General features: G+C 61.5%; 18 protein-coding genes. 9 read left to right on the plus strand and 9 right to left on the minus strand.

Annotation, left to right across the window (positions count from 1 at the left end; translation table 11 throughout):
* Positions 1 to 138: 138 nt before the first annotated feature.
* From prpD to QRN61_RS19315, 6 genes are all read right to left on the minus strand, one after another.
* Entirely contained in the window at positions 139 to 1,623 is a 1,485-nt protein-coding gene (gene prpD, locus QRN61_RS19290; RefSeq protein WP_285374679.1) for a 2-methylcitrate dehydratase, read from the minus strand.
* 186 nt (positions 1,624 to 1,809) lie between these two features.
* A complete protein-coding gene (gene prpF, locus QRN61_RS19295; RefSeq protein ID WP_285374682.1) occupies positions 1,810 to 3,012 on the minus strand; it encodes a 2-methylaconitate cis-trans isomerase PrpF in 1,203 nt (400 codons plus the stop codon).
* 54 nt (positions 3,013 to 3,066) lie between these two features.
* Complete coding sequence (gene acnD, locus QRN61_RS19300; protein ID WP_285374685.1) at positions 3,067 to 5,661, minus strand: Fe/S-dependent 2-methylisocitrate dehydratase AcnD; 2,595 nt, start codon at positions 5,659 to 5,661, stop codon at positions 3,067 to 3,069.
* 199 nt (positions 5,662 to 5,860) lie between these two features.
* Entirely contained in the window at positions 5,861 to 6,988 is a 1,128-nt protein-coding gene (prpC, locus tag QRN61_RS19305; RefSeq protein WP_285374688.1) for a bifunctional 2-methylcitrate synthase/citrate synthase, read from the minus strand.
* A 137-nt stretch (positions 6,989 to 7,125) separates the two neighbouring features.
* Positions 7,126 to 8,019 (minus strand): methylisocitrate lyase, encoded by an 894-nt coding sequence (gene prpB / locus QRN61_RS19310; RefSeq protein ID WP_003223269.1) that lies wholly within the window; start codon positions 8,017 to 8,019, stop codon positions 7,126 to 7,128.
* Entirely contained in the window at positions 8,016 to 8,738 is a 723-nt protein-coding gene (locus QRN61_RS19315; protein ID WP_169432611.1) for a GntR family transcriptional regulator, read from the minus strand. Before QRN61_RS19315 ends, prpB begins: the two co-directional genes overlap by 4 nt.
* A 404-nt stretch (positions 8,739 to 9,142) precedes the next feature.
* Here QRN61_RS19315 and rloA point away from each other — a divergent pair, with 404 nt between their 5' ends.
* The 4 genes from rloA (at position 9,143) to pabB (ending at position 13,763) form a co-directional block, all read left to right on the plus strand.
* Positions 9,143 to 9,679, plus strand: coding sequence for a retropepsin-like aspartic peptidase RloA (gene rloA, locus QRN61_RS19320; RefSeq protein ID WP_025110318.1), 537 nt, complete (start codon positions 9,143 to 9,145; stop codon positions 9,677 to 9,679).
* Between the two features lie 5 nt (positions 9,680 to 9,684).
* Entirely contained in the window at positions 9,685 to 11,220 is a 1,536-nt protein-coding gene (gene rloB / locus QRN61_RS19325; RefSeq protein WP_007960894.1) for an osmotic stress tolerance membrane protein RloB, read from the plus strand.
* Entirely contained in the window at positions 11,220 to 12,206 is a 987-nt protein-coding gene (locus tag QRN61_RS19330; protein WP_285374693.1) for an alpha-L-glutamate ligase-like protein, read from the plus strand. The genes rloB and QRN61_RS19330 overlap by 1 nt, the downstream gene beginning before the upstream one ends.
* A gap of 213 nt (positions 12,207 to 12,419) precedes the next feature.
* Positions 12,420 to 13,763, plus strand: a complete 1,344-nt coding sequence (pabB, locus tag QRN61_RS19335) for an aminodeoxychorismate synthase component I (RefSeq protein ID WP_285374696.1) — start codon at positions 12,420 to 12,422, stop codon at positions 13,761 to 13,763.
* An 86-nt stretch (positions 13,764 to 13,849) separates the two neighbouring features.
* On the opposite strand, the gene thrH is transcribed toward pabB, so the two are convergent.
* Positions 13,850 to 14,467, minus strand: a complete 618-nt coding sequence (thrH, locus tag QRN61_RS19340) for a bifunctional phosphoserine phosphatase/homoserine phosphotransferase ThrH (RefSeq protein WP_096797103.1) — start codon at positions 14,465 to 14,467, stop codon at positions 13,850 to 13,852.
* 163 nt (positions 14,468 to 14,630) lie between these two features.
* Here thrH and QRN61_RS19345 point away from each other — a divergent pair, with 163 nt between their 5' ends.
* The 3 genes from QRN61_RS19345 (at position 14,631) to QRN61_RS19355 (ending at position 18,265) form a co-directional block, all read left to right on the plus strand.
* Positions 14,631 to 15,365 (plus strand): phosphoadenylyl-sulfate reductase, encoded by a 735-nt coding sequence (locus tag QRN61_RS19345; RefSeq protein ID WP_003223260.1) that lies wholly within the window; start codon positions 14,631 to 14,633, stop codon positions 15,363 to 15,365.
* A gap of 579 nt (positions 15,366 to 15,944) precedes the next feature.
* Positions 15,945 to 17,483: an NCS1 family nucleobase:cation symporter-1 gene (locus QRN61_RS19350; RefSeq protein WP_285374700.1), complete on the plus strand. Its 1,539-nt coding sequence runs from the start codon at positions 15,945 to 15,947 to the stop codon at positions 17,481 to 17,483.
* A 53-nt stretch (positions 17,484 to 17,536) separates the two neighbouring features.
* Positions 17,537 to 18,265 carry an aspartate/glutamate racemase family protein gene (locus tag QRN61_RS19355; protein WP_027613303.1) on the plus strand — a complete coding sequence of 243 codons (729 nt, stop codon included), beginning with the start codon at positions 17,537 to 17,539 and terminating at the stop codon, positions 18,263 to 18,265.
* A gap of 116 nt (positions 18,266 to 18,381) precedes the next feature.
* Here QRN61_RS19355 and QRN61_RS19360 read toward each other — a convergent pair whose 3' ends face one another.
* On the minus strand, positions 18,382 to 19,308 hold the full coding sequence (locus QRN61_RS19360; protein WP_285374705.1) for a LysR family transcriptional regulator: 927 nt from the start codon (positions 19,306 to 19,308) through the stop codon (positions 18,382 to 18,384).
* A 126-nt stretch (positions 19,309 to 19,434) separates the two neighbouring features.
* Between QRN61_RS19360 and QRN61_RS19365 the strand changes: the two genes are divergently transcribed.
* Complete coding sequence (locus QRN61_RS19365; protein ID WP_285374708.1) at positions 19,435 to 20,181, plus strand: 3-oxoacyl-ACP reductase family protein; 747 nt, start codon at positions 19,435 to 19,437, stop codon at positions 20,179 to 20,181.
* 78 nt (positions 20,182 to 20,259) lie between these two features.
* On the opposite strand, the gene QRN61_RS19370 is transcribed toward QRN61_RS19365, so the two are convergent.
* Entirely contained in the window at positions 20,260 to 20,955 is a 696-nt protein-coding gene (locus QRN61_RS19370; protein WP_027613306.1) for an HAD-IA family hydrolase, read from the minus strand.
* A 246-nt stretch (positions 20,956 to 21,201) separates the two neighbouring features.
* On the opposite strand from QRN61_RS19370, the gene QRN61_RS19375 reads away from it, so the two are divergent.
* The coding region (locus tag QRN61_RS19375; protein WP_285374712.1) for a DUF6531 domain-containing protein at positions 21,202 to 24,445 on the plus strand (3,244 nt) is incomplete at its 3' end.

Raw genomic sequence — 24,445 nt, forward strand, 5'->3', positions numbered from 1 at the left:
GCATGTTGTGCCAGGCACAAAACCTTGTGGGAGCGGGCTTGCCCGCGAAGGCGGCGGCACATCCAGCATTGATGTTGCCTGACACACCGCTAGCGTGAGCAGGCTCACGCCCGCAATGGGTCTTCAATTCTCGCGTTGTCAGATCACAAACAGGTCGATGAAACGATTCACGGGGGTCGCTTCAAGCTTCGCCTGATCCTTGCACAACGCGAAGATCTCGTTACTGCGCTGCCCGGTGAATCGTGTCAGCAGATTCGCCCTGAACTTGTCCTCCAGCAACGGAATGCCATCGGCGCGGCGGCGACGGTGGCCGATCGGGTATTCGACTTCCACGTTCTCGGTGCTGGAACCGTCCTTGAAAAACACCTGCACCGCGTTGGCAATCGAGCGCTTGTCGGCCTCCAGATACTCACGGGTGAAACGCGGGTCTTCGACGATGACCATTTTCTCGCGCAGCACATCGATGATCGGGTGCGCAGCGTGGAAGTCGTCCTCGTACTGTTCGGCCAGCAGATTGCCGAATGCCAGCGGCACGGCGGTCATGTACTGAATGCAGTGGTCGCGGTCCGCCGCATTGGCAAGCGGTCCGACTTTGGAAATGATGCGAATCGCCGACTCGTGGGTGGTGATGACGATGCGGTCGATTTCATGCAAGCGGTTGCGCACCAGCGGATGCAAGGTCACCGCCGCTTCGCAGGCCGTCTGCGCGTGGAACTCGGCGGGGAAGCTGATCTTGAACAGCACGTTTTCCATCACGTAACTGCCGTAGGGCCGCGCGAAACTGAAGGCGCGTTTGCCTTCGGGCTTGAGCGCCAGATCGTTGTTGGTGTGGCTGAACGACACGTCGTAAAAGCCCCACTGTTTGGCCGTCAACACCCCGGGAATGCCCATCTCGCCACGCAGGGCAATGTCGGCCAAACGCACGCCGCGGCTGGTCGCATCACCCGCCGCCCAGGATTTACGCGATCCGGCGTTCGGCGCATGGCGATAGGTGCGCAGCGCCTGACCGTCGGCAAACGCATGGGACAACGCCGACAGCAGTTGCTCGCGATTGGCGCCCATCAGTTTGGCGGTGACGGCGGTCGAAGCGACTTTCACCAGCAGCACGTGGTCTAGGCCGACGCGGTTGAACGAGTTTTCCAGAGCGATCACGCCTTGGATCTCGTGGGCCATGATCATCGCTTCAAGTACATCGCGAATCGTCAGCGGCTTCTCACCATTGGCAACGCGTTTTTGCGACAGGTGATCGGCCACCGCGAGAATTCCGCCGAGGTTGTCCGACGGATGCCCCCATTCGGCCGCGAGCCAGGTGTCGTTGTAATCGAGCCAGCGCACGATGCAGCCGATGTCCCACGCGGCTTTCACCGGGTCGAGGCGATAGGAAGTGCCCGGCACCCGCGCCCCGAACGGCACGACGGTGCCCTCGACGATGGGGCCAAGGTGCTTGGTGCATTCGGGAAAACGCAACGCCAGCAGGCCACAGCCGAGGGTATCCATCAGGCAGTTGCGGGCGGTGTTGAGTGCTTCGGCAGATTCGATTTTGTAGGTGAGGACGTAATCGGCGATGTCCTGCAGGACACGGTCGTAGTCGGGGCGATTGTTCTGGTCGACGTTGGCGCTCATGTTCGATTCACTCTGGCAGTGGTTCGTTGATGGGACCTCGGTTCAGGCTGATTTCTTATATTTGAAATGCAATTCCCTGTGGGAGCGGGCTTGCTCGCGAAGGCGTGGTGTCAGTCGACATCATTTTTGCCTGGTGCGCCGCCTTCGCGAGCAAGCCCGCTCCCACAGTTTTTGTTCGGTGTAGTGTCAGAAGGAGTCGCCTGGGATGCGTACGTAGCCTTCCATGAGGACGCGGGCACTGCGGCTCATGATGGCTTTTTTCACCACCCACTCACCGTTTTCCAGACTGGCCTCGGCTCCGACACGCAAGGTCCCGGACGGATGGCCGAAGCGCACTGCCGTGCGTTCAACGCCACCGGCGGCGAGGTTCACCAGGGTGCCGGTGATCGCTGCAGCGGTGCCGATGGCCACGGCGGCAGTACCCATCATCGCGTGGTGCAACTTGCCCATCGACAACGCACGCACCAGCAGATCGATATCAGCGGCGGCAATCGCCTTGCCGCTGGACGCGATGTAATCCGCAGGCTTGGCGACAAACGCGACTTTCGGCGTGTGCTGTCGCTTGGCCGCTTCGTCCAGATTCGAAATCAGCCCCATGCGCAACGCACCGTAGGCGCGGATGGTTTCGAACATCTGCAAGGCTTTCGGGTCGCTGTTGATCGCGCTTTGCAGCTCGGTGCCGGTGTAGCCGATGTCTGCGGCGTTGACGAAAATCGTCGGGATCCCGGCGTTGATCATGGTCGCCTGGAACGTGCCGACACCCGGCACCTCAAGCTGATCGATCAGGTTGCCGGTGGGGAACATCGAACCGCCGCCGCCCTCTTCTTCCGCCGCCGGGTCCATGAATTCGACCTGCACTTCGGCGGCCGGAAAGGTCACGCCGTCGAGTTCGAAATCACCGGTTTCCTGCACTTCGCCGTTGCTGATCGGCACGTGGGCGATGATGGTCTTGCCGATGTTGGCCTGCCACACGCGCACCACCGCCACACCGTTGTGCGGAATGCGGCTGGCGTCGACCAGACCGTTGCTGATGGCGAACGAACCGACCGCCGCCGAGAGGTTGCCGCAGTTGCCGCTCCAGTCCACGAACGGTTTGTCGATGGAGACCTGACCGAACAGGTAATCGACGTCGTGATCAGCCTTGATGCTTTTCGACAGGATCACGGTTTTGCTGGTGCTCGACGTGGCGCCGCCCATGCCGTCGATCTGCTTGTCGTACGGGTCGGGGCTGCCGATCACCCGCAGCAGCAAGGCATCGCGGGCGGGGCCGGGAACCTGCGCGGCTTCGGGCAGATCCTTGAGGCTGAAGAACACGCCTTTGCTGGTGCCGCCGCGCATGTAGGTGGCGGGGATTTTGATCTGCGGTGCGAAATGAGCTGCGTGAGCCATGGTGCTCCTTATCCGCAAACGCGGGTCAACCGACCCGCGCTCGCACTACGTGATTTAAACGGCAACCGCCGACTCTTCGAGGAAGTCCTGGGCGAAGCGCTGCAACACGCCGCCGGCCTCGTAGATCGACACTTCTTCAGCGGTATCCAGACGGCAGGTCACCGGCACCTCAACACGCTCGCCGAACTTGCGATGGATCACCAGCGTCAGGTCGGCGCGCGGGGTGCGGGCGCCGATCACGTCGTAGGTTTCGCTGCCGTCGATGGCCAAGGTGTGGCGGTCGGTGCCCGGTTTGAACTCCAGCGGCAAAACGCCCATGCCCACCAGGTTGGTGCGGTGGATGCGCTCGAAACCTTCGGCGACGATCGCTTCGACACCCGCCAGACGCACGCCCTTGGCCGCCCAGTCGCGTGACGAACCCTGACCGTAGTCGGCACCGGCAATGATGATCAGTGGCTGCTTGCGCTCCATATAGGTTTCGATGGCTTCCCAAATGCGCATCACTTTACCTTCCGGCTCGACCCGCGCCAGCGAACCCTGTTTGACCTTGCCGTTTTCCTGAACCATTTCGTTGAACAGTTTCGGGTTGGCGAAGGTCGCGCGCTGCGCGGTCAAGTGGTCGCCACGGTGCGTGGCGTACGAGTTGAAGTCCTCTTCCGGCAGGCCCATTTTCGCCAGGTATTCGCCGGCGGCGCTGTCGAGCATGATCGCGTTGGAGGGCGACAGGTGATCGGTGGTGATGTTGTCCGGCAGCACCGCCAGCGGGCGCATGCCCTTCAGCGGCCGCGCGCCGGCCAGCGCGCCTTCCCAGTACGGCGGACGCCGAATGTAGGTGCTCATCTCGCGCCAGTCGTACAGCGGCGTGACTTTCGGGCCGGTGTCTTCGTGGACGGCGAACATCGGAATGTAGACCTGCCGGAACTGCTCCGGCTTCACCGACGACTTCACCACGGCGTCGATTTCTTCGTCGCTCGGCCAGATGTCTTTCAGGCGGATTTCCTTGCCGTCGACCACGCCCAGCACATCTTTCTCGATGTCGAAACGGATGGTTCCGGCGATGGCGTACGCGACCACCAGCGGCGGCGACGCGAGGAACGCCTGTTTGGCGTACGGGTGAATGCGGCCGTCGAAGTTGCGGTTGCCGGAGAGCACGGCCGTCGCATACAGATCGCGGTCAATGATCTCTTGTTGAATCACCGGATCGAGTGCGCCGGACATGCCGTTGCAAGTGGTGCAGGCAAACGCGACGACGCCGAAACCGAGTTGCTCCAGCTCGGTGGTCAGCCCTGCCTCGTCGAGGTACAGCGCCACGGTTTTCGACCCCGGTGCCAGCGAGGATTTGACCCACGGCTTGCGGGTCAGGCCTAGCTTGTTGGCGTTGCGCGCCAGCAGACCGGCGGCGATCACGTTGCGCGGGTTGCTGGTGTTGGTGCAACTGGTGATGGCGGCGATGATCACCGCGCCATCAGGCATCTGCCCCGGCACGTCATCCCACTGCCCGGAGATGCCTTTGGCCGCCAGATCCGCTACCGCCACACGGGCGTGCGGATTGCTCGGGCCGGCCATGTTGCGCACCACCGACGACAGATCGAAGGTCAGGCCACGCTCGTATTGCGCGCCTTTCAGGCTGTCGGCCCACAGGCCGTTGAGTTTGGCGTACTGCTCGACCAGTTGCACTTGCTGGTCTTCGCGACCGGTGAGTTTCAGGTAGTCGATGGTCTGCTGGTCGATGTAGAACATCGCTGCGGTGGCACCGTATTCCGGGGCCATGTTGGAGATGGTCGCGCGGTCGCCGAGGGTCAGCGCCGAGGCACCTTCGCCGAAGAACTCCAGCCACGCGCCGACGACTTTCTGTTTGCGCAGGTATTCGGTCAGCGCCAGCACCATGTCGGTGGCGGTGATGCCGGGTTGCAGCTTGCCGGTCAGTTCGACGCCGACGCTCTCCGGCAGGCGCATCCACGAGGCGCGGCCGAGCATCACGCTCTCGGCTTCGAGGCCACCGACGCCGATGGCGATCACGCCCAGCGCATCGACGTGCGGGGTGTGGCTGTCGGTGCCGACGCAGGTGTCGGGGAACGCCACGCCATCGCGCACCTGAATCACCGGGGACATTTTCTCCAGGTTGATCTGGTGCATGATGCCGTTGCCCGGCGGGATCACGTCGACGTTCTTGAAGGCCTTTTTGGTCCAGTTGATGAAGTGGAAACGGTCTTCGTTGCGCCGGTCTTCGATGGCGCGGTTCTTCTCGAACGCCTGCTTGTCGAAACCGCCCGCTTCTACCGCCAGCGAGTGGTCAACGATCAGTTGCGTCGGCACCACCGGGTTGACCTGCGCCGGGTCACCACCCTGCAGGGCGATCGCGTCACGCAGGCCGGCGAGGTCGACCAGTGCGGTCTGGCCGAGAATATCGTGGCACACCACACGCGCCGGGAACCACGGGAAGTCGAGGTCGCGTTTGCGTTCGATCAGTTGTTTCAGGGAATCGGTGAGCGTGGCCGGGTCGCAGCGACGCACGAGGTTTTCCGCCAGCACGCGGGAGGTGTACGGCAGGGTGTCGTAGCTGCCGGGCTGAATCGCCTCGACCGCCGCACGGACGTCGAAATAATCCAGGGAACTGCCGGGCAGGTTTTTGCGGAATTCTGTGTTCATCGGGTCAGGACTCGGGTCACGGTAGTTTCAAAGGGTGGCTGACACAAACCTGAGTTACACACCATCCACTGTGGGAGCGAGCCTGCTCGCGAAAGCGGTAGATCAGTCGACATCCATGGTGAATGTCAGTCCGTCTTCGCGAGCAGGCTCGCTCCCACAGGGTCTAGCGGTGTTCTCTGGTTCCGGGTCAGCCCACCATTCAGCGACGTTCGATTGGCACGAACTTGCGCTGATCGACGCCGATGTACTCGGCGCTTGGACGGATGATGCGGTTGTTGGCGCGCTGTTCGAACACGTGCGCGGCCCAGCCGGTCAGGCGCGAGCAAACGAAGATCGGCGTGAACAGCTTGGTCGGGATGCCCATGAAGTGGTACGCCGAGGCATGGTAGAAGTCGGCGTTGGGGAACAGTTTTTTCTGCTCCCACATGGTCTTGTCGATGGCTTCGGAGACCGGGAACAGCACCTTGTCACCGACTTCGTCGGCGAGTTTTTTCGACCAGCCCTTGATCACCTCGTTACGCGGATCGCTGTCCTTATAGATCGCGTGGCCGAAGCCCATGATCTTGTCCTTGCGCTCGAGCATGCCGAGGGTGCCTTTGATCGCCTCTTCCGGCGACGAGAAGCGCTCGATCATTTCCATTGCCGCCTCGTTGGCGCCGCCATGCAGCGGGCCACGCAGCGAACCGATAGCCGCCGTGACGCAGGAATACAGGTCGGACAGGGTCGATGCGCAAACGCGAGCGGTAAACGTCGAGGCGTTGAATTCGTGCTCGGCGTAAAGGATCAGCGACACGTTCATCACTTTGACGTGCAGTTCGCTCGGCTTCTTGTCGTGCAACAAGTGCAGGAAGTGGCCGCCGATAGTCGGCTCGTCGCTAACGCAGTTGATGCGTTTGCCGTCGTGACTGAAGCGATACCAGTAGCACATTATCGCCGGGAATGCGGCGAGCAGACGGTCAGTCTTGTCGCGCTGTTCGGAGAAGTCTTTCTCCGGCTCGAGGTTGCCGAGGAACGAGCAACCGGTGCGCATCACGTCCATCGGGTGGGCGTCGGCGGGGATGCGCTCCAGCACTTCTTTCAGTGCTTGCGGCAGGTCGCGCAGCTTGCTCAGCTTTTGCTGGTAGGCATCGAGTTGTGCACGGGTCGGCAGTTCGCCGTACAGCAGCAGGTAAGCCACTTCTTCGAACTGCGCGTCGGCTGCCAGTTCACGCACGTCGTAGCCGCGATAGGTCAGCCCGGCACCGGCCTGGCCCACGGTGGACAATGCGGTTTGCCCGGCAACCTGGCCCCGGAGCCCGGCGCCACTGAGTACTTTTGCTTCGGCCATTGCTGTCTCCAATCTTCTTGAATTTGTAGGGGAAACGTGTGGGAGCGAGCCTGCTCGCGAAAGCGTCGTGTCAGTCACTTTGTTATTGCCTGACTCACCGCTTTCGCGAGCAGGCTCGCTCCCACAGGGGATCTTGTTCAGCCTTTCTTTTGTGCAAACAACGCATCGAGCTTCTGCTCGAAGGTGTGATAGTCGATACGATCGTAAAGCTCCATGCGCGTCTGCATGGTGTCGATGACATTCTGCTGGGTGCCGTCGCGGCGGATCGCGGTGTAGACATTTTCCGCTGCCTTGTTCATCGCGCGGAACGCCGACAGCGGGTACAGCACCAGCGACACATCGGCGCCAGCCAGTTGCTCGGTGGTGTACAGCGGCGTCGAGCCAAACTCGGTGATGTTGGCGAGGATCGGCGCCTTCACCCGGTTGGCGAACAGCTTGTACATCTCCAGTTCGGTGATGGCTTCCGGGAAGATCATGTCGGCGCCGGCCTCGATGCACGCGGCGGCGCGATCCAGTGCCGACTCCAGACCTTCCACCGCCAGCGCATCGGTGCGCGCCATGATCACGAAGCTGTCATCGGTACGGGCATCGACCGCTGCCTTGATGCGGTCGACCATTTCCTGCTGGGTGACGATTTCCTTGTTCGGACGGTGGCCGCAGCGCTTGGCGCCAACCTGGTCTTCGATGTGAATCGCCGCCGCGCCGAACTTGATCATCGACTTCACGGTGCGCGCCACGTTGAACGCCGAGGCGCCGAAACCGGTGTCGACGTCCACCAGCAGCGGCAAGTCGCAGACGTCGGTAATGCGCCGCACGTCGGTCAGCACATCATCCAGGCCGGTGATGCCCAGGTCCGGCACGCCGAGCGAGCCTGCGGCCACCCCGCCACCGGACAGGTAGATCGCCTTGAAACCGGCGCGCTTGGCCAGCAGCGCGTGGTTGGCGTTGATCGCGCCGACCACCTGCAATGGGTGCTCGCTGGCGACCGCATCGCGGAAACGCTGGCCTGGAGTGTTCTGCTTGGAACTCATGACTCACCTCGTTCAGTGGCTGTCTTATTGTCGGCGCCGTCCTGGTAATGACGGGCGATGTTGCGTTTCGAGGCGCCGATGTGGCGGCGCATCAACAATTCCGCGAGTTCGCCGTCACGGTCGGCGATGGCATCGAGAATCCGGTGGTGTTCGGCGAAGGCCTGACGCGGGCGGTTGGGCGTGGTGGAAAACTGGATGCGGTACATGCGCACCAGTTGATAGAGCTCGCCGCAAAGCATTTGCGTCAGCGTGCGGTTGCCGCTGCCCTGGATGATCCGGTAGTGAAAGTCGAAATCGCCTTCCTGCTGGTAATAGCCGACCCCGGCCTGGAACGCCGCGTCGCGCTCGTGGGTTTCCAGCACCCGGCGCAGTTCGTCGATTTCTTCGACGCTCATGCGTTCGGCCGCCAGCCGACAGGCCATGCCTTCAAGGGATTCGCGGATTTCGTAGAGTTCGAGCAATTCGGCGTGGCTGAGCGACACCACCCGCGCGCCGACATGCGGTACACGCACCAGCAGTCGCTGACCTTCAAGCCGATGAATGGCCTCGCGCAGCGGCCCGCGACTGATGCCATAAGTGCGCGCCAGCTCGGGTTCGGAGATCTTGCTGCCTGGGGCGATCTCGCCTTTGACGATGGCCGCCTGGATGCGCCGGAAGACGTTTTCCGAAAGCGTCTCGGAATCGTCGCCGCTGATGACCGGGGGATCGAGTTGATCCAGCATGATTGTCGACACCTTTAAATCCAATGCGGCAAAAACTAGCCAATTAGCCGGCATCAGTCAAAGGATAAATAGATATTGTCGACAATCGTCTAATAGCCCTAGGCAATCTCCCGCTGATCACTTAATCCCTGTGGGAGCGAGCCTGCTCGCGAAAGCGTAGTGTCAGCCAGCATCTGCCTGGATGAAGCACCGCCTTCGCGAGCAGGCTCGCTCCCACAGGATTACCCAAGGGGTATAGACCGGCGGGAGCGCTGGCGCCATAAAACCACCGTGCTAGAATGCCGCCCGCATTTGCTGGCCATTTGTACGGCTTGTCATAAAAAGCTGATAGGCACACGAAGGAGCTTGCGCAGTATTGCCAGGAACCTGAACCGAAAACGGAACGCTGCGCACCAGGATTTATGAGACTCAAGCCCTTCCCCACATTTTTTGCGCTGTTTTGCCTGCCCGGCCTCGCCGCGGCGGGGGAAAAAACCGTGTACGGCCTCAACGAATATGCATCGCTTGACGGCATCAATCTGCAAGTCGCGGCCAAACTCGACACCGGCGCCAAAACCGCCTCACTGAGTGCCCGCGACATCAAACGCTTCAAACGCAACGGCGAGTCCTGGGTGCGTTTCTACCTGGCGATCGACGCGGCGCATTCGCACCCGATCGAGCGGCCGCTGGCCCGGGTCAGCAAGATCAAACGCCGCGCCGGCGACTACGACCCGGAAGAAGGTAAAAAGTACACCGCGCGCCCGGTGATCGAGCTGGATATCTGCATGGGCACGGCGTTGCGCAGCATCGAAGTGAACCTGACCGACCGAAGTGCGTTCCAATATCCGCTTTTGATCGGCTCCGAAGCCTTGAAACGCTTCGACGCGCTGGTCGACCCCAGTCTTAAATACGCTGCCGGCAAACCTGCCTGCACCATCGCCGCTCATACCGCCGAGTAATTTCCATGCGTTCTCTAACCTTCCACCTGAAAATCCTGATCACCATTCTGGTGCTCCTGGGCGTTTCGGTTACGGCCTATCAGATTTTCGTGCTCGGCATCCCGGTGACCGAAGATGCCACCGACGACCTGTGGAACATCGACGCCAAAGTCGAGTTCGTCGCCAGCACCAAGGACCCGGTGAAGGTCCAGATGTTCGTGCCGCCCCTGAGCCGCGATTACGTCAGCCTCAACGAAAGCTTTATCTCCAATAACTACGGCGTGGCAGTCAACCGCGTCGACGGCAACCGCAAGGTCACCTGGTCGGCGCGCCGGGCCAAGGGCAACCAGACCCTTTATTACCGTCTGGTGCTGACCAAGCGCTACACCGCGGAAAAATCCAAGATCAAAGGCCCGACCTTCCGCGACAGCATCGCCATCGAAGGCCCGGAAAAAATCGCCGCCGAAGCCTTGCTCGCGCCGATCCGCCAGCACTCGGCCGACGTCGAGACCTTCATCGGCGAAGCGATCAAACGCGTCAACAACGCCAACGATGACAACGTCAAACTGCTGCTGGCCGGCGACCCGTCGACACCGCACAAGGCGAAGATCGTCGAACTGCTGCTGTCCATCGCTCACGTGCCGGTAGAAAAAGTCCACACCATCCGCCTCGTCGCCGATCAGCCGCAAACCCCGGAACTGTGGCTGCGCAGTTTCAACGGCAACGACTGGCTGTACTTCAACCCGGAAACCGGCGAGCAAGGCCTGCCGACCGACCGCCTGCTGTGGTGGACCGGTGATGAAAACCTGATCACCATCGAGGGCGCGAAGAAAGCCAACGTGACCTTCAGCCTGAACAACAGCGAGATGAACGCGATTCGTCTGGCCAAGCTGACCGACGAAAACACCGACGCCAACTTCCTCGAATACTCGCTCTACGGCCTGCCGCTGCAGACCCAGCAGACGTTCATGATCATGGTGATGATCCCGATCGGCGTGCTGGTGATCCTGATCCTGCGCAACCTGATCGGCCTGCAGACCCTCGGCACCTTTACCCCGGTGCTGATCGCCCTGGCCTTCCGCGAAACGCAACTGGGCTTCGGCATCCTGCTGTTTACCGTGATCACCGCGCTGGGCCTGTCCTTACGCTCGTACCTGGAACACCTGAAGCTGCAGATGCTGCCGCGCCTGTCGGTGGTGTTGACCTTCGTGGTGGTGCTGATTGCCGCCATCAGTCTGTTCAGCCATAAACTCGGCCTGGAGCGCGGTTTGTCGGTGGCGCTGTTCCCGATGGTGATTCTGACCATGACCATCGAACGCCTGTCGATCACCTGGGAAGAACGCGGCGCCAGCCATGCCATGAAAGTGGCGATCGGCACCCTGTTCGCCGCCTCGCTGGCACACCTGATCATGACCGTGCCCGAGCTGGTGTACTTCGTGTTCACCTTCCCGGCGATCCTGCTGATTCTGGTCGGCTTCATGCTGGCGATGGGTCGCTATCGCGGTTATCGCCTGACCGAACTGGTGCGCTTCAAGGCTTTCCTGAAGAAGGCTGACGCCTGATGTTCGGTTTCTGGAAGACCTGGAAGGCTCTGGAGGCGCGGGGCATCATGGGCATCAATCGGCGTAACGCCGACTACGTGCTCAAGTACAACAAGCGCAGCCTGTACCCGATCGTCGATGACAAGATCATCACCAAGGAGCGCGCCATCGCTGCCGGCATTCACGTGCCGGAACTGTACGGCGTGATCTCCACGGAGAAGGAAATCGACAAGCTCGACGCGATCATCGGCGGGCGCAACGACTTCGTGATCAAACCGGCCCAGGGTGCTGGCGGTGACGGCATCATTGTCATCGCTGACCGCTTCGAGGGCCGCTATCGCACGGTCTCGGGCAAGATCCTTGCCCATGAAGAACTCGAACACCACATCTCGAGCATCCTCACCGGCCTGTATTCGCTGGGCGGCCACCGCGACCGCGCACTGATCGAATACCGGGTAACTCCGGACCAGATCTTCAAGAGCATCAGCTACGAAGGCGTGCCGGACATCCGCATCATCGTGCTGATGGGCTATCCGGTGATGGCCATGCTGCGCCTGCCGACCCGTCAGTCCGGCGGCAAGGCCAACCTGCACCAGGGCGCCATCGGTGTCGGTGTCGATCTGGCCACCGGCCTGACCCTGCGCGGCACCTGGCTGAACAACATCATCAACAAACACCCCGACACCACCAACGCGGTGGACGGCGTGCAACTGCCCTACTGGGACGGTTTCATGAAGCTCGCCGCCGGCTGCTACGAGCTGTGCGGCCTGGGTTACATCGGTGTGGACATGGTGCTCGACCAGGAGAAAGGCCCGCTGATTCTCGAGCTGAACGCGCGGCCGGGGCTGAATATCCAGATTGCCAACGATTGCGGGCTGACCCTGCGTACGCATGCGGTCGAGGCGCATCTGGAAGAGCTGAAGGCACGCGGGGTGACGGAGTCGGTCGAGGAACGGGTGGCGTTTACTCAGGAGATGTTTGGGCATATTCCGGCGGTCGAGGGCTGATCCGGGACCGCATCGCGGCCTTCGCGAGCAGGCTCGCTCCCACAGGAAAATGCGTTCCAATGTGGGAGCGAGCCTGCTCGCGAAGGCGGACTGCCGGTCACCGCAGGTTTCAACGCGGCCCCCAACCTGCCAATCCCCGACATCCCCTCTAGGAGCAATTCCCGCAGAGGACTACAATCCCCACCCCGCCTCGATGGCCGATCTGCCCCGCCCATGTTGACCTGTTCCGTACACCCGCTACCCTACCGCGCCAACCCCGCCGACTACTTCGCGGCCATCCGCCATGCGCCCGGCGCCGTGCTGCTCGACAGCGGTCGGCCGAGTGCTGACCGTGGCCGTTATGACCTGCTCAGCGCCTGGCCGCTGGAACAACTGGCGGTGTTGCCCGACGAAAGCGGCAGCGTTTTCCTGCAACGCCTGCGCGATAATCTGAGCCGTCTGGGCGAGGCGCAGCTGCCTGGCGAATATGACCTGCCGTTCGCCGGCGGCCTGATCGGCTATCTGAGCTACGACTTTGGCCGGCATCTGGAACACCTGCCGAGCCAGGCCCGGGATGATCTGCAATTGCCCGACGCGCGGTTCGGCCTGTACGACTGGGCGCTGATCAGCGATCACCAGACCGCCACCAGCCAACTGGTGTTTCACCCGTCACAGGCCGACAGCGAGCGGCAACGGCTGATCGCGCTGTTCAGCCAACCGACTTCAGTGCCGCTGACGCCGTTCAAGCTGGACACGCCGATGACCGCCGATCTGTCGGCCGATGACTATCGCCAGGCGCTGGAACGCATTCATCAATACATCCAGGCCGGCGACTGCTATCAGGTCAACTTCGCCCAGCGTTTCCGTGCGCCGTGTCAGGGCGACCCGTGGCTGGCCTATTGCGCGTTACGCGAGGCCTGCCCGACGCCGTTTTCCGGTTTCCAGAGCCTGCCCGACGGCGACGCAGTGTTGAGCCTGTCGCCCGAGCGCTTCGTCAAAGTCAGCCAGCGCCAAGTGGAAACCCGCCCGATCAAGGGCACCCGCCCGCGCGGCCTGACACCTGCCGAAGACGCCGCCAACGCCGCCGAACTGCTGGCCAGCCCAAAGGATCGCGCGGAAAACCTGATGATCGTCGACCTGCTGCGCAACGACCTCGGCCGCACCTGCCGGATTGGTTCGGTGCGAGTGCCAGAGCTGTTCAGCCTGGAAAGCTATCCCAACGTGCATCACCTGGTCAGCAGCGTGACCGGCGAACTGGCCGAGGATCGCGATGCGCTGGATCTGATTGCCGGCAGTTTCCCCGGCGGCTCGATCACCGGCGCACCGAAGATCCGTGCGATGCAGATCATCGATGAACTGGAACCGACCCGGCGCGGCTTGTATTGCGGTTCGTTGCTGTACCTGGACGTACGCGGCGAGATGGACAGCTCCATCGCGATTCGCAGTCTGTTGGTCAAGGATGGGCAGGTGTGTTGCTGGGGTGGCGGCGGGATCGTGGCCGATTCGGACTGGCAGGCGGAGTATCAGGAGTCGATTACCAAGGTCAGAATCCTCCTCGAAACCCTGCAAAACCTTTAAAAGCTTCGCGAGCAGGCTCGCTCCCACATTAGGAATGCATTTCCCTGTGGGAGCGAGCCTGCTCGCGAAAGCGTCCTTCCAGACGACTACAAACTCAACGCTCTGTTAGAAGCTTTGAGGAATTCCTGCTTCAACTCGACAAACGTATGCACCGCCGGAAACTGCGGGAACTCGCGAATCACGTTGTCCGGCGCATGGAACAGAATCCCCGCGTCCGCCTCGCCGAGCATGCTCGTGTCGTTATACGAATCCCCCGCCGCAATCACCCGGTAGTACAGGCTCTTGAACGCCAGCACCGACTGACGCTTGGGATCTTTCTGACGCAATTGATAGCCGGTCACCCGCCCGCTGTCGTCCGTGATCAGGCGATGGCAGAGCAAGGTCGGGAAGCCCAGTTGCCGCATCAGCGGCTGGGAGAATTCGTAGAAAGTGTCCGAGAGAATCACCACCTGAAAGCGCTCGCGCAGCCAGTCGACGAACTCCACCGCGCCGTCCAGCGGCTTGAGGGTGGCGATCACTTCCTGGATGTCCGAGAGCTTCAGGCCGTGCTCGTCGAGGATGCGCAGGCGCTGCTGCATCAGCACGTCGTAATCGGGAATGTCCCGGGTGGTGGCCTTGAGGGATTCGATTCCGGTTTTTTCGGCAAAGGCGATCCAGATTTCCGGTACCAGTACCCCTTCAAGATCCAGGCAAGCAATTTCCACAAGACACTCCCGTTTGTAGTGATTATTGAGTCGAGCGAGCCCGAACTCTAGCGACTCCCCCGCCACCGCGCAACGCAGCGGGCACACCCTACTCCGCCGCTTTTTGTTACCATCGCCGCCATATAGAGCGCCCAGCGCCACCGACCTGTAGGAAGCCGCCCTGATGAGCCCAACGTTCGATGTCGTGGAACTCGCCACGACCTATGCCAACAAATCTGCCCAGGACATCCTGAAACTCGCGTTCGCCGAGTTCGGTGACGAGCTGTGGATATCTTTCAGTGGCGCCGAGGATGTGGTGCTGGTGGACATGGCCTGGAAGCTGAACAAGAACGTCAAGGTGTTCAGCCTCGACACCGGCCGCCTGCACCCGGAAACCTATCGCTTCATCGATCAGGTGCGCGAGCACTACAAGATCGATATCGAACTGGTGTCGCCGGACTACACGAAGCTGGAACCGTTCGTGAAGGAAAAAGGCCTGTTCAGTTTCTACAAGGACGGCCATGGCGAATGCTGCGGCATCCGCAAGATCGAACCGCTGCGCCGCAAACTGTCTGGCGTCAAAGCCTGGGCCACCGGCCAGCGCCGCGACCAGAGCCCGGGCACCCGCAGCGCCGTGGCGGTGCTGGAGATCGACACCGCGTTCTCCACGCCCGAGCGCACCCTGTACAAGTTCAACCCGCTGGCACAGATGACCAGCGAAGAGATCTGGGGTTACATCCGCATGCTCGAACTGCCGTACAACAGCCTGCATGAACGCGGCTTCATCAGCATCGGCTGCGAACCGTGCACCCGCCCGGTGCTGCCGAACCAGCACGAGCGCGAAGGCCGCTGGTGGTGGGAAGAAGCGACGCAGAAAGAGTGCGGGCTGCATGCGGGGAATATCATCAGCAAGGCCTGATTTCCAATTCCAGTGACATCCTCTGTGGGAGCGAGCCTGCTCGCGAATGCGTAGTCTCAGTCGACATCTTCGTTGACTGATCCAACGCATTCGCGAGCAGGCTCGCTCCCACATTTTTCAATTGCGCCACCTTAAAAATGTGTACACACGAATGTCACCATCGGTGCCATTTATGTGTGCACTTTTTGCTTTCACGCCCTGAAAAGTTACATCCCTGCTGAATTCCCCTGCGCTCCGCCACCTCCGCAAAATCCCTCGCAAAAAATAAATACCTGTTCAATCGGTCAATTTATAACCACTGATTTTCAGTCACTTAGCGCTCATCGATAACTTTTCGAAATGAGCACAGCGCTGCATAGATCGCTGACTGGCACAGATCTGGCTTTGGTGCATACATGTTTTGTATACAAAACTGCAAAACATCAATCCACACTTTCGATCCGCAAGCCTGAAGCGCCCTATCCCGTACAGGCTGCAGATGCCCCGTAACCAGTGATGTCTGCTGGCCGCGACGAAGATTTGTCGAGCCCTGAGCTCATGCACAGTCATCGCGGCCCCGCCCATCAGGAGCCTGCCGGAATGCGTACAAGTCTCTCCAACAACATCGCGCTGAATCTGCCCGCCTCTGCCCTCGACCAGCCATTGCCCGACGCGGGTCTGGCTCAACCGTTACAACTCAGCCCGCGCCTGCACAACAGCGACCTGGCACCGACCCGCGCCGAAGGTCGGCGCTGGGGCAAATACAGCATCTTCGCCCTGTGGACCAACGATGTGCACAACATCGCCAACTACTCGTTCGCCATCGGGCTGTACGCCCTGGGCCTGGGCGGCTGGCAGATTCTGCTGTCGCTGGGGATCGGCGCGGCGCTGGTGTACTTTTTCATGAACCTGTCCGGCTACATGGGGCAGAAAACCGGGGTGCCGTTTCCGGTGATCAGCCGGATCAGTTTCGGCATCCATGGCGCGCAGATTCCGGCGTTGATTCGCGCGGTGATCGCCATCGCCTGGTTCGGCATTCAGACGTATCTGGCGTCGGTGGTATTTCGTGTGCTGCTGACGGCGATTCACCCCGGGTTCGCCGATTACGACCACAACTCGATTCTCGGTCTGTCGACCCTGGGCTGGGTGTGTTTCGTGGCGATCTGGTTCGTGCAACTGGCGATCCTCGCTTACGGCATGGAAATGGTCCGTCGCTACGAAGCGTTTGCCGGCCCGGTGATTCTGCTGACCGTCGCCGCCCTCGCCGCGTGGATGTACACCCAGGCCAACGCCACGATTGCCTGGTCGATCCGCGAACCGCTGAGCGGTGGCGAGATGTGGCGCAACATTTTTGCCGGCGGCGCGCTGTGGCTGGCGATCTACGGCACGCTGATCCTCAATTTCTGCGACTTCGCCCGTTCTTCGCCGTGCCGCAAGACCATCAAGGTCGGCAATTTCTGGGGCCTGCCGGTGAACATTCTGGTGTTCGCCGCCATCACCGTCCTGCTCTGCGGTGCGCAATTTCAGATCAACGGACGGATCATCGAAAGCCCGACCGAAATCATCGCCTCGATCCCCAACACGTTCTTTCTGGTGCTCGGTTGCCTGGCGTTCCTGATCGTCACCGTGGCGGTGAACATCATGGCCAACTTCGTCGCCCCGGCCTTCGTCCTCAGCAACCTGGCGCCGAAGTACCTGACCTTCCGCCGCGCCGGGCTGATCAGCGCGACCATCGCCGTGCTGATCCTGCCGTGGAACCTCTACAACAGCCCGCTGGTGATCGTGTATTTCCTCTCAGGTCTCGGCGCCCTGCTCGGCCCGCTGTACGGGGTGATCATGGTCGATTACTGGCTGATCCGCAAAGGCCGGATCAACGTCCCGCAGTTGTACAGCGAAGACCCCAACGGCGCTTATTACTACAGCCGTGGGGTGAATTTCCGCGCGGTGGCGGCGTTCATTCCGGCAGCGTTGATCGCCATCGTCCTGGCGCTGGTGCCGGGCTTCCACAGCATCTCGCCGTTCTCCTGGCTGGTGGGCGCCGGCATCGCCGCGATGCTTTATCTGATCATTGCCAAACGTCAGCCGCACTACGCCGACGTCAGCGGCGAATCGATCGCCGTCGACAACGTCAGCCATTAACTTCCTTGCGGCCCGGGTTTGGGCCGCTGAACTGCCCGCAATAAGGACTTCTCATGCGTATTCTTGTGGTCAACGTCAACACCACCGAATCCATCACCCAGGCCATCGCCCGCTCGGCGCAGGCCGTCGCGTCTCCCGGTACGGAGATCGTCGGCCTGACACCGTTCTTCGGCGCCGACTCGGTGGAAGGCAATTTCGAAAGTTACCTGGCGGCCATCGCCGTGATGGACCGGGTGATGTCTTACGATCAACCGTTCGACGCGGTGATTCAGGCCGGCTACGGCGAACACGGCCGCGAAGGATTGCAGGAACTGCTCAACGTGCCGGTGGTGGACATCACCGACGCCGCCGCCAGTACCGCGATGTTTCTCGGTCACGCCTATTCGGTGGTGACCACGCTGGATCGCACCGTGCCGCTGATCGAGGACCGGCTGAAACTCTCGGGCCTGTGGGATCGCTGTGCCTCGGTGCGGGCCAGTGGTCTTGCGGTGCTGGAGCTGGAGCACGAACCACAGCGCGCACTGGAAGCCATCGTGCAGCAGGCGGAGCTGGCGGTGACCCAGGACAAGGCCGAAGTGATCTGTCTGGGCTGCGGCGGCATGGCCGGGCTGGATGAACAGATTCGTCGCCGCACCGGGGTGCCGGTGGTGGACGGCGTGACGGCGGCGGTGACCATTGCTGAATCGCTGGTGCGGCTGGGGTTGTCGACGTCCAAAGTGCGGACTTACGCGACGCCACGGCCAAAGCAGATCATTGGCTGGGCGGAGCGGTTTGCCCGGTAGACCGGGTTATCGCTCTTCGCGAGCAGGCTCGCTCCCACATTGGATCTGTGGCGATCAAAAATCCCCTGTGGGAGCGAGCCTGCTCGCGAAAAGGTCAACTCGGTCCCAACGCGTCCTCAGACAGCACTGAACCGCCGAGCCAACCCCCGCTCGGCAAACTGCTCAATCACAAAATCGACAAACGCCCGAGTCTTGCCCGGCAACAATTTATGCTCGGCGTAGTAGATCGAAATGTTGCCGTCATCGATGTACCAGTCCGGCAGCACCCGCTGCAACGTGCCCGCGTCGAGGTAACCCACGGCAAACGGCATGCTGACCAGTGCGATCCCCAGACCTTGCGCTGCCGTGGCGCAGGCGGCTTCGGAGTCGCTCATGGTCATTCGCGTCTTGAGGGTCAAGGGCTGACAGAGCTGACTGCCGCCACTGATCAACTGCCAGGAGCGCACTCGACCGGTCTGCGGCGAACGAATCAGGATGCCATCGTGACGTTGCAGGTCGTCCGGTTCGGCAATCGCCTCGTGCTTTTGCAGGTAGTCAGCAGACGCCACCAACACACGATGCGCGGGTGCCAGCTTGCGTGCGACCACGCCTTGGGGCAATTCAAAGCCCCCGCCAATCGCCGCGTCGAAACCCTGTCCAATCAAATCGACCTGACGGTTATCAAAATGCCAGTCAGGGTTGATCGCCGGAAACCGACGTAAAAATTCTTGCAGCAACGGCACGATGTACAAACGCCCGAACACCGTGCCCATGCTGACTTTCAACGTCCCCGCCGGCAGCCCTTCCACACTCGCCAGATTGGCCACCGCATTCTGAATCGTCGTCAGACTGCCACTGACCTGACTCAAAAACAGCTGACCGGCCTCGGTCAGGGTCAGGCTGCGTGTACTACGCTGGAACAGCCGTACACCGAGCCGAACCTCAAGCTTCGCCACACTCTTGCCGACAGCGGCCGGGGTCAGGCTCAAGCGCCGGGCGGCTTCGGCAAAGCTGCCGACTTCGGCGCTGCGCACGAAGCATTCGATACTGCTGAAAGTTTCCATGATCGCCACTATAAACTTCTGGTTTACACAGACTATAGCAATCATGGTCTACACGGTTGTCGATGCGAGGCCGATACTCGGCTCCAACAACAAGGCACCCCGCCTTGAATTCTCTGGAGATCGAACATGACCACTCAACACCTCAGCGGCAAAGTCGCTCTGATTCAAGGCGGTTCCCGTGGTATCGGCGCCGCCATCGTCAAACGCCTGGCCGCCGAAGGCGCCGCTGTCGCATTCACCTACGTCAGCTCCACCGCCAAGGCCGAAGAGTTGCAGAACAGCATCACTGCCAACGGCGGCAAAGCCTTGGCGATCAAGGCCGACAGCGCCGATGAAGCCGCAATCCGCAATGCTGTCAGCGCCACCGTCGAAGCCTTTGGCCGCCTGGATATTCTGGTGAACAACGCCGGCGTCCTGGCCATCGCGCCGCTGGAAGACTTCAAACTGGAAGACTTCGACCAGACCCTGGCGATCAACGTACGCAGCGTGTTCATCGCGTCTCAGGAAGCCGCTAAACACATGGGCGAAGGCTCGCGCATCGTCAACATCGGCAGCACCAACGCCGACCGCATGCCCTTTGGCGGTGGCGGGGTGTACGCGATGAGCAAATCGGCGCTGGTCGGCCTGACCAAAGGCCTGGCCCGTGATCTCGGCCCGCGCGGCATCACCATCAACAACGTGCAACCCGGCCCGGTCGACACTGACATGAACCCGGCCCAAGGCGATTTCGCCGAGAGCCTGATCCCGCTGATGGCGGTGGGCCGTTACGGCACTGCTGATGAAATCGCCGGTTTCGTCGCTTATCTGGTCGGCCCGGAAGCCGGTTACATCACCGGTGCCAGCCTGACCATCGACGGTGGTTTTGGCGCCTGATTGCGCTGAATCCCGGATACAAAAAACGCCGCACCTCTTTGCAGAGGGCGGCGTTTTTTATCGGCGCTTATTGGCTGATCAAGCCCATTCCAGCGCCGGCAAACCGCAGGCACTCGGGGTGAAAGCCTTGAGCGTGCGCAGAATCCCGTCGGCATGCGCGTATTTTTCATCGGCCATGGCCGCGTCGGGAATCGCAATGGCAGTCATTCCCGCCGCTTTCGCGGCGGTGACGCCAAACGGCGAATCCTCGAACACCAGACAGTCTTCAGGCGCTACACCCAGACGCCGGGCGGCGGTGAGAAAGATGTCCGGCGCCGGTTTTGCTGCGCCAACTTCGGGGTCGTCGGCGGTGACGATGAAATCGAACAGGGCAAACCAGTCGCGGTGCAAGGTGGTTTTCTGGCCGAACGACTGCCGCGACGAACTGGTGCCCACGGCGATCGGAATGTTGTGCGCCTTGAGGTGGCGAATCAGCTCCTCCGCGCCGGGCATCGCCTGGGCCTTGGGAAAGCGTTCACGCATCAGCGGCTCGCGGATCAGCAGAAACTCTTCGGCGCTGATCGGCAGATCCAGCGCCTGCACCACGTAGTTCGCCAGGTCATTGGCGCCACGACCGATGATGTTCTGTTTAACACTCCAGTCGAAGGTCCGCCCGTAACGCTCGGCAATGAGCGAGGTGACCTCGGTGTAGATACCTTCGGTGTCCAGCAGCAAACCGTCCATGTCGAAAATCACGGCCTTGATCGGGCCAAACGTCTTCATCGGTGCATTCATCATCGGATCCGTTATCAAAAACATCCCGGGCGGCCCAGCCGGCGCCGCTACGCGGATCTGATTAATGGGTTCAGCAGCATAGCGAGGCCAGCGGACATTGAGCAACGGGCAATGTTTACGGGCGGTGGAAAGACTCGCTGATATTTAGCGAAATGCCCTACAGATAACGCCTACTTTCCCGACTTCTTTCCATGTTGATCCCCCGCAAAGTCCGCGCACCTCTTTCATGTGCGCGAGTGCTTGCGAATGTTCCAAACCGATCGGCTCCTGGCCCTGAACAACAGCATCGGCCTGCTGGTGGTTGCCGCCCTGAACCCGCAACACCCGGACTTCGAAACGCTGATCCGCGAGTTCCGCCTGTGCCTGAACGACTACGAGGCCTGGGCCGAGCAGTTCTGGACGGGAACCGCGCTGGATATCGAGCAGGTGTTCAAGGTCGGCGACGACGTGCACCTCAGCGCTCCGGTCAAATCCCGCCAGCCGATCCAGACCTCGGTGGTCATGTGCCCCGCCAGCGGCCCGTTGACTCTGGTGCACCTGTTCGAGGCAGTGCGCTTCGTACCGATCGGCAATACCCCGGTGATGCTGGAACCGGTGATCGGCGAAGTCGACGGGGTATTGAGTTTCGGTGAACCGCTGCGCCATACCATCGGCCCGAGCGGCATTCTGGAAGTCAGCGACTGCGACCGGGGCCAGCGTTATCGCATCACCTTCTTTCCTGATGTTTCCACCGACCATATCCAAGCGCTGTACGCCTCCTATGAAGAGATTCTGGACGGGCTGGAGGTCTGGCTTCGCCAGGAGTGGGACGGGTTTCAGCCGCTGTGGGCGGAGTTTTCCGGCGCCGGTTTGGCTGATCGTTACCAGCAGTTGCAACAGGCCGACTGGCGCGGTTTCGAGAAAGCCCTGCACGACATCTGGGATGACGTTAAACAGCTGTTTGCCCTGCTCGCCGACCTGCAGGCCAACAGTGAAAAACTCCTGCAGTACTTGAGCGATGTCGAGTTGCAAGCGCTGCTCGACGCCTCCGGCGAGGCCATCGCCAATGGCTTGCTGATCCTCAGTGACGAGCCGTTGCTGTTTATCCATCTGGCAGCCTTCACCAGTTGGTTGAAGATGCTGCCGCCGCAGTACCTGGCGGAAGTGGTGGCAGAAGTCCGGGTCGAGTTGTTGATCAGCTTTTTGCTGATGCGCGTTTGCGGCGGCGTTGGCGTGCCCGTGCGACTGAGCAGCAAGGTGCTGAGCAAGATCAAGTCGCCCCGGGCGCGGCAATGGCTGGCCGCATCGGCCTTGCGCCTGAGCGAACTGACCTCCACTGCGGATCTGAGCAAGCACGCGGGCGCGCTGAAGCCGTTGATGGTGCATGCGCGCGACATCCCGTTGAAGCCGACGCCGGCGATCCCGCTGAACATTCGACAAGCGGACGCCGTGGTTTTAAGCGTGCCAAATCCGGCACCGATGGCCCGGGACAAGTCCCGTGGCACGACGCGGATGGAGCGACACGAACCCCACGACGACAATCCCGATCAAGCGAAAAACCCCAACGGCGACAGCGCCGATTGCGCATCGCTGACCTGCACCAACGGCTGTCCGGTGTCGATGGTCACCGGCGAAGAACTGCTGACCCTGACCGACGGCACGCTCGATGGGGTGTTGCCGTTCGAATTCACCCGGTTGTACCGCACCAGCGCGGTGGAGGTTGATGTCGGGCTGGGGTTTGGCTGGAGCCATTCGCTGGCGCATCGGCTGGAGTTCGATGGCGAGGCGGTGATCTGGGTCGATCACGAGAATCGCCGTACGCGGTTTCCGTTGCCCAGTGTGGAGCGGCCGCAGATTCACAACAGCCTGTCGCGGGCGGCGATTTTTCTCGGGGATGAACCGGAGGAACTGATCCTCGCGCTGGCCGGGGATACAGCGCGGTTTTATCACTTTCGTGCCGGGCGGCTGGTGGCGTTCAGTGATGCGTATGGCAATCGTCTGACGGTGCATCGCGATTTTTCCGAGCGTGTGCAGCGCCTGGATAACGGGGCCGGGCGGTCGTTGTTGTTGCGCTACGACCGGGCGCATCTGGTGGCGGTTGATTACCAGGTGCTTGGGGCTGATGGCTGGCGCACCGAGCAAACGCTGGTCAGTTATTGCTACGACGCCCGTCAGCGTTTGTTGGCTGCGACCAACGCGGTCGGTGACAGCGAGCGTTACGACTACGACGATCAGCACGTCATCCTGCAGCGGCAACTGACCGGCGGCGCGAGCTTTTTCTGGGAGTGGGAGCGCTCGGGCAAGGCGGCGCGCTGCGTGCGGCACTGGGCGTCGTTCGCGCAGATGGACACGCGTTACGTCTGGGCCGATGACGGCAGCGTCGCGGTGCACTACGTCGATGGCAGCGAAGAAACCTACGTTCACGACGACAGCGCACGGCTGGTGCGCAAGGTCGAGGCCGATGGCGGTGAGCACCTCAAGGCTTATGACGATCAGGGCCGGCTGATCGCCGAGCAGGATCCGCTGGGCGCGGTCACCGAATACCGCTACGACGACGTCGGACGGCTGATCGCGCTGCTTCCGCCGGACGACGAGCCAACGTCCTACGAGTACCGCAACGGTTTCCTGCACAGCCGTTCCCGCGGCGAGGCGGTGTGGACGTTTCGGCGCAACGCCGAGGGCGATGTCACCGAGGCGGTCGATCCCGACGGTCAGGTCACCCATTACTACTACGACACGCGCGGGCAGTTGCTGTCGATCCGCTACCCGGACAGCAGCCGGCACAAATTGTCGTGGAACGACCTCGGGCAACTGATCGAGGAAACCCTGCCCGACGGTGGTGTGCGGCGCTTTTCCTACGACGCGCTGGGGCGACGGACGACCACTTGCGACGAGCACGGCGCGATCACCCGTCAGCAGTGGGATGCGGTTGGCCGACTAATTCAGACGACCTTTCCTACGGGCGCTACCCGTGCCTACAGCTATGGCGCCTACGGCCAAGTCACTGCCGAGCGCGACGAACTCGGGCACATCACCCGCTACGAGTATGACGACGACCTGCATCTGGTCTCGCGCAAGATCAATCCCGACGGCACGCGGGTGCAGTACCGCTACGACCATGCGCAGTTGTTGCTCACGGAAATCGAGAACGAATCCGGGGAAAAGTACCGGCTGGACTACACGCCAACCGGATTGATCCGACAGGAAACCGGCGTCGATGGTCGGCGCACCGCTTACGCCTACGACCGCAACGGGCACCTGCTGGAAAAAACCGAGTTCGGCGATGACGGCTCGACGCTGGTCACCGCCTACGCGCGTGATGCGGCCGGGCGCTTGCTGCTGAAAACCCTGCCCGACGGGGTTGAGGTGGCTTACACCTACGACCGCCTGGGTCGTTTGACCGGGGTTGATGACGGCCAGAAACATCCACTGGCCTTTGAATATGACCTGCAGGATCGGCTGATCACCGAGCATCAGGGCTGGGGCACCCTGCGTTACACCTACGACGCCT

This window comes from Pseudomonas sp. lyk4-TYG-107 (assembly GCF_030209055.1).
Lineage (GTDB): Bacteria > Pseudomonadota > Gammaproteobacteria > Pseudomonadales > Pseudomonadaceae > Aquipseudomonas > Aquipseudomonas putida_A.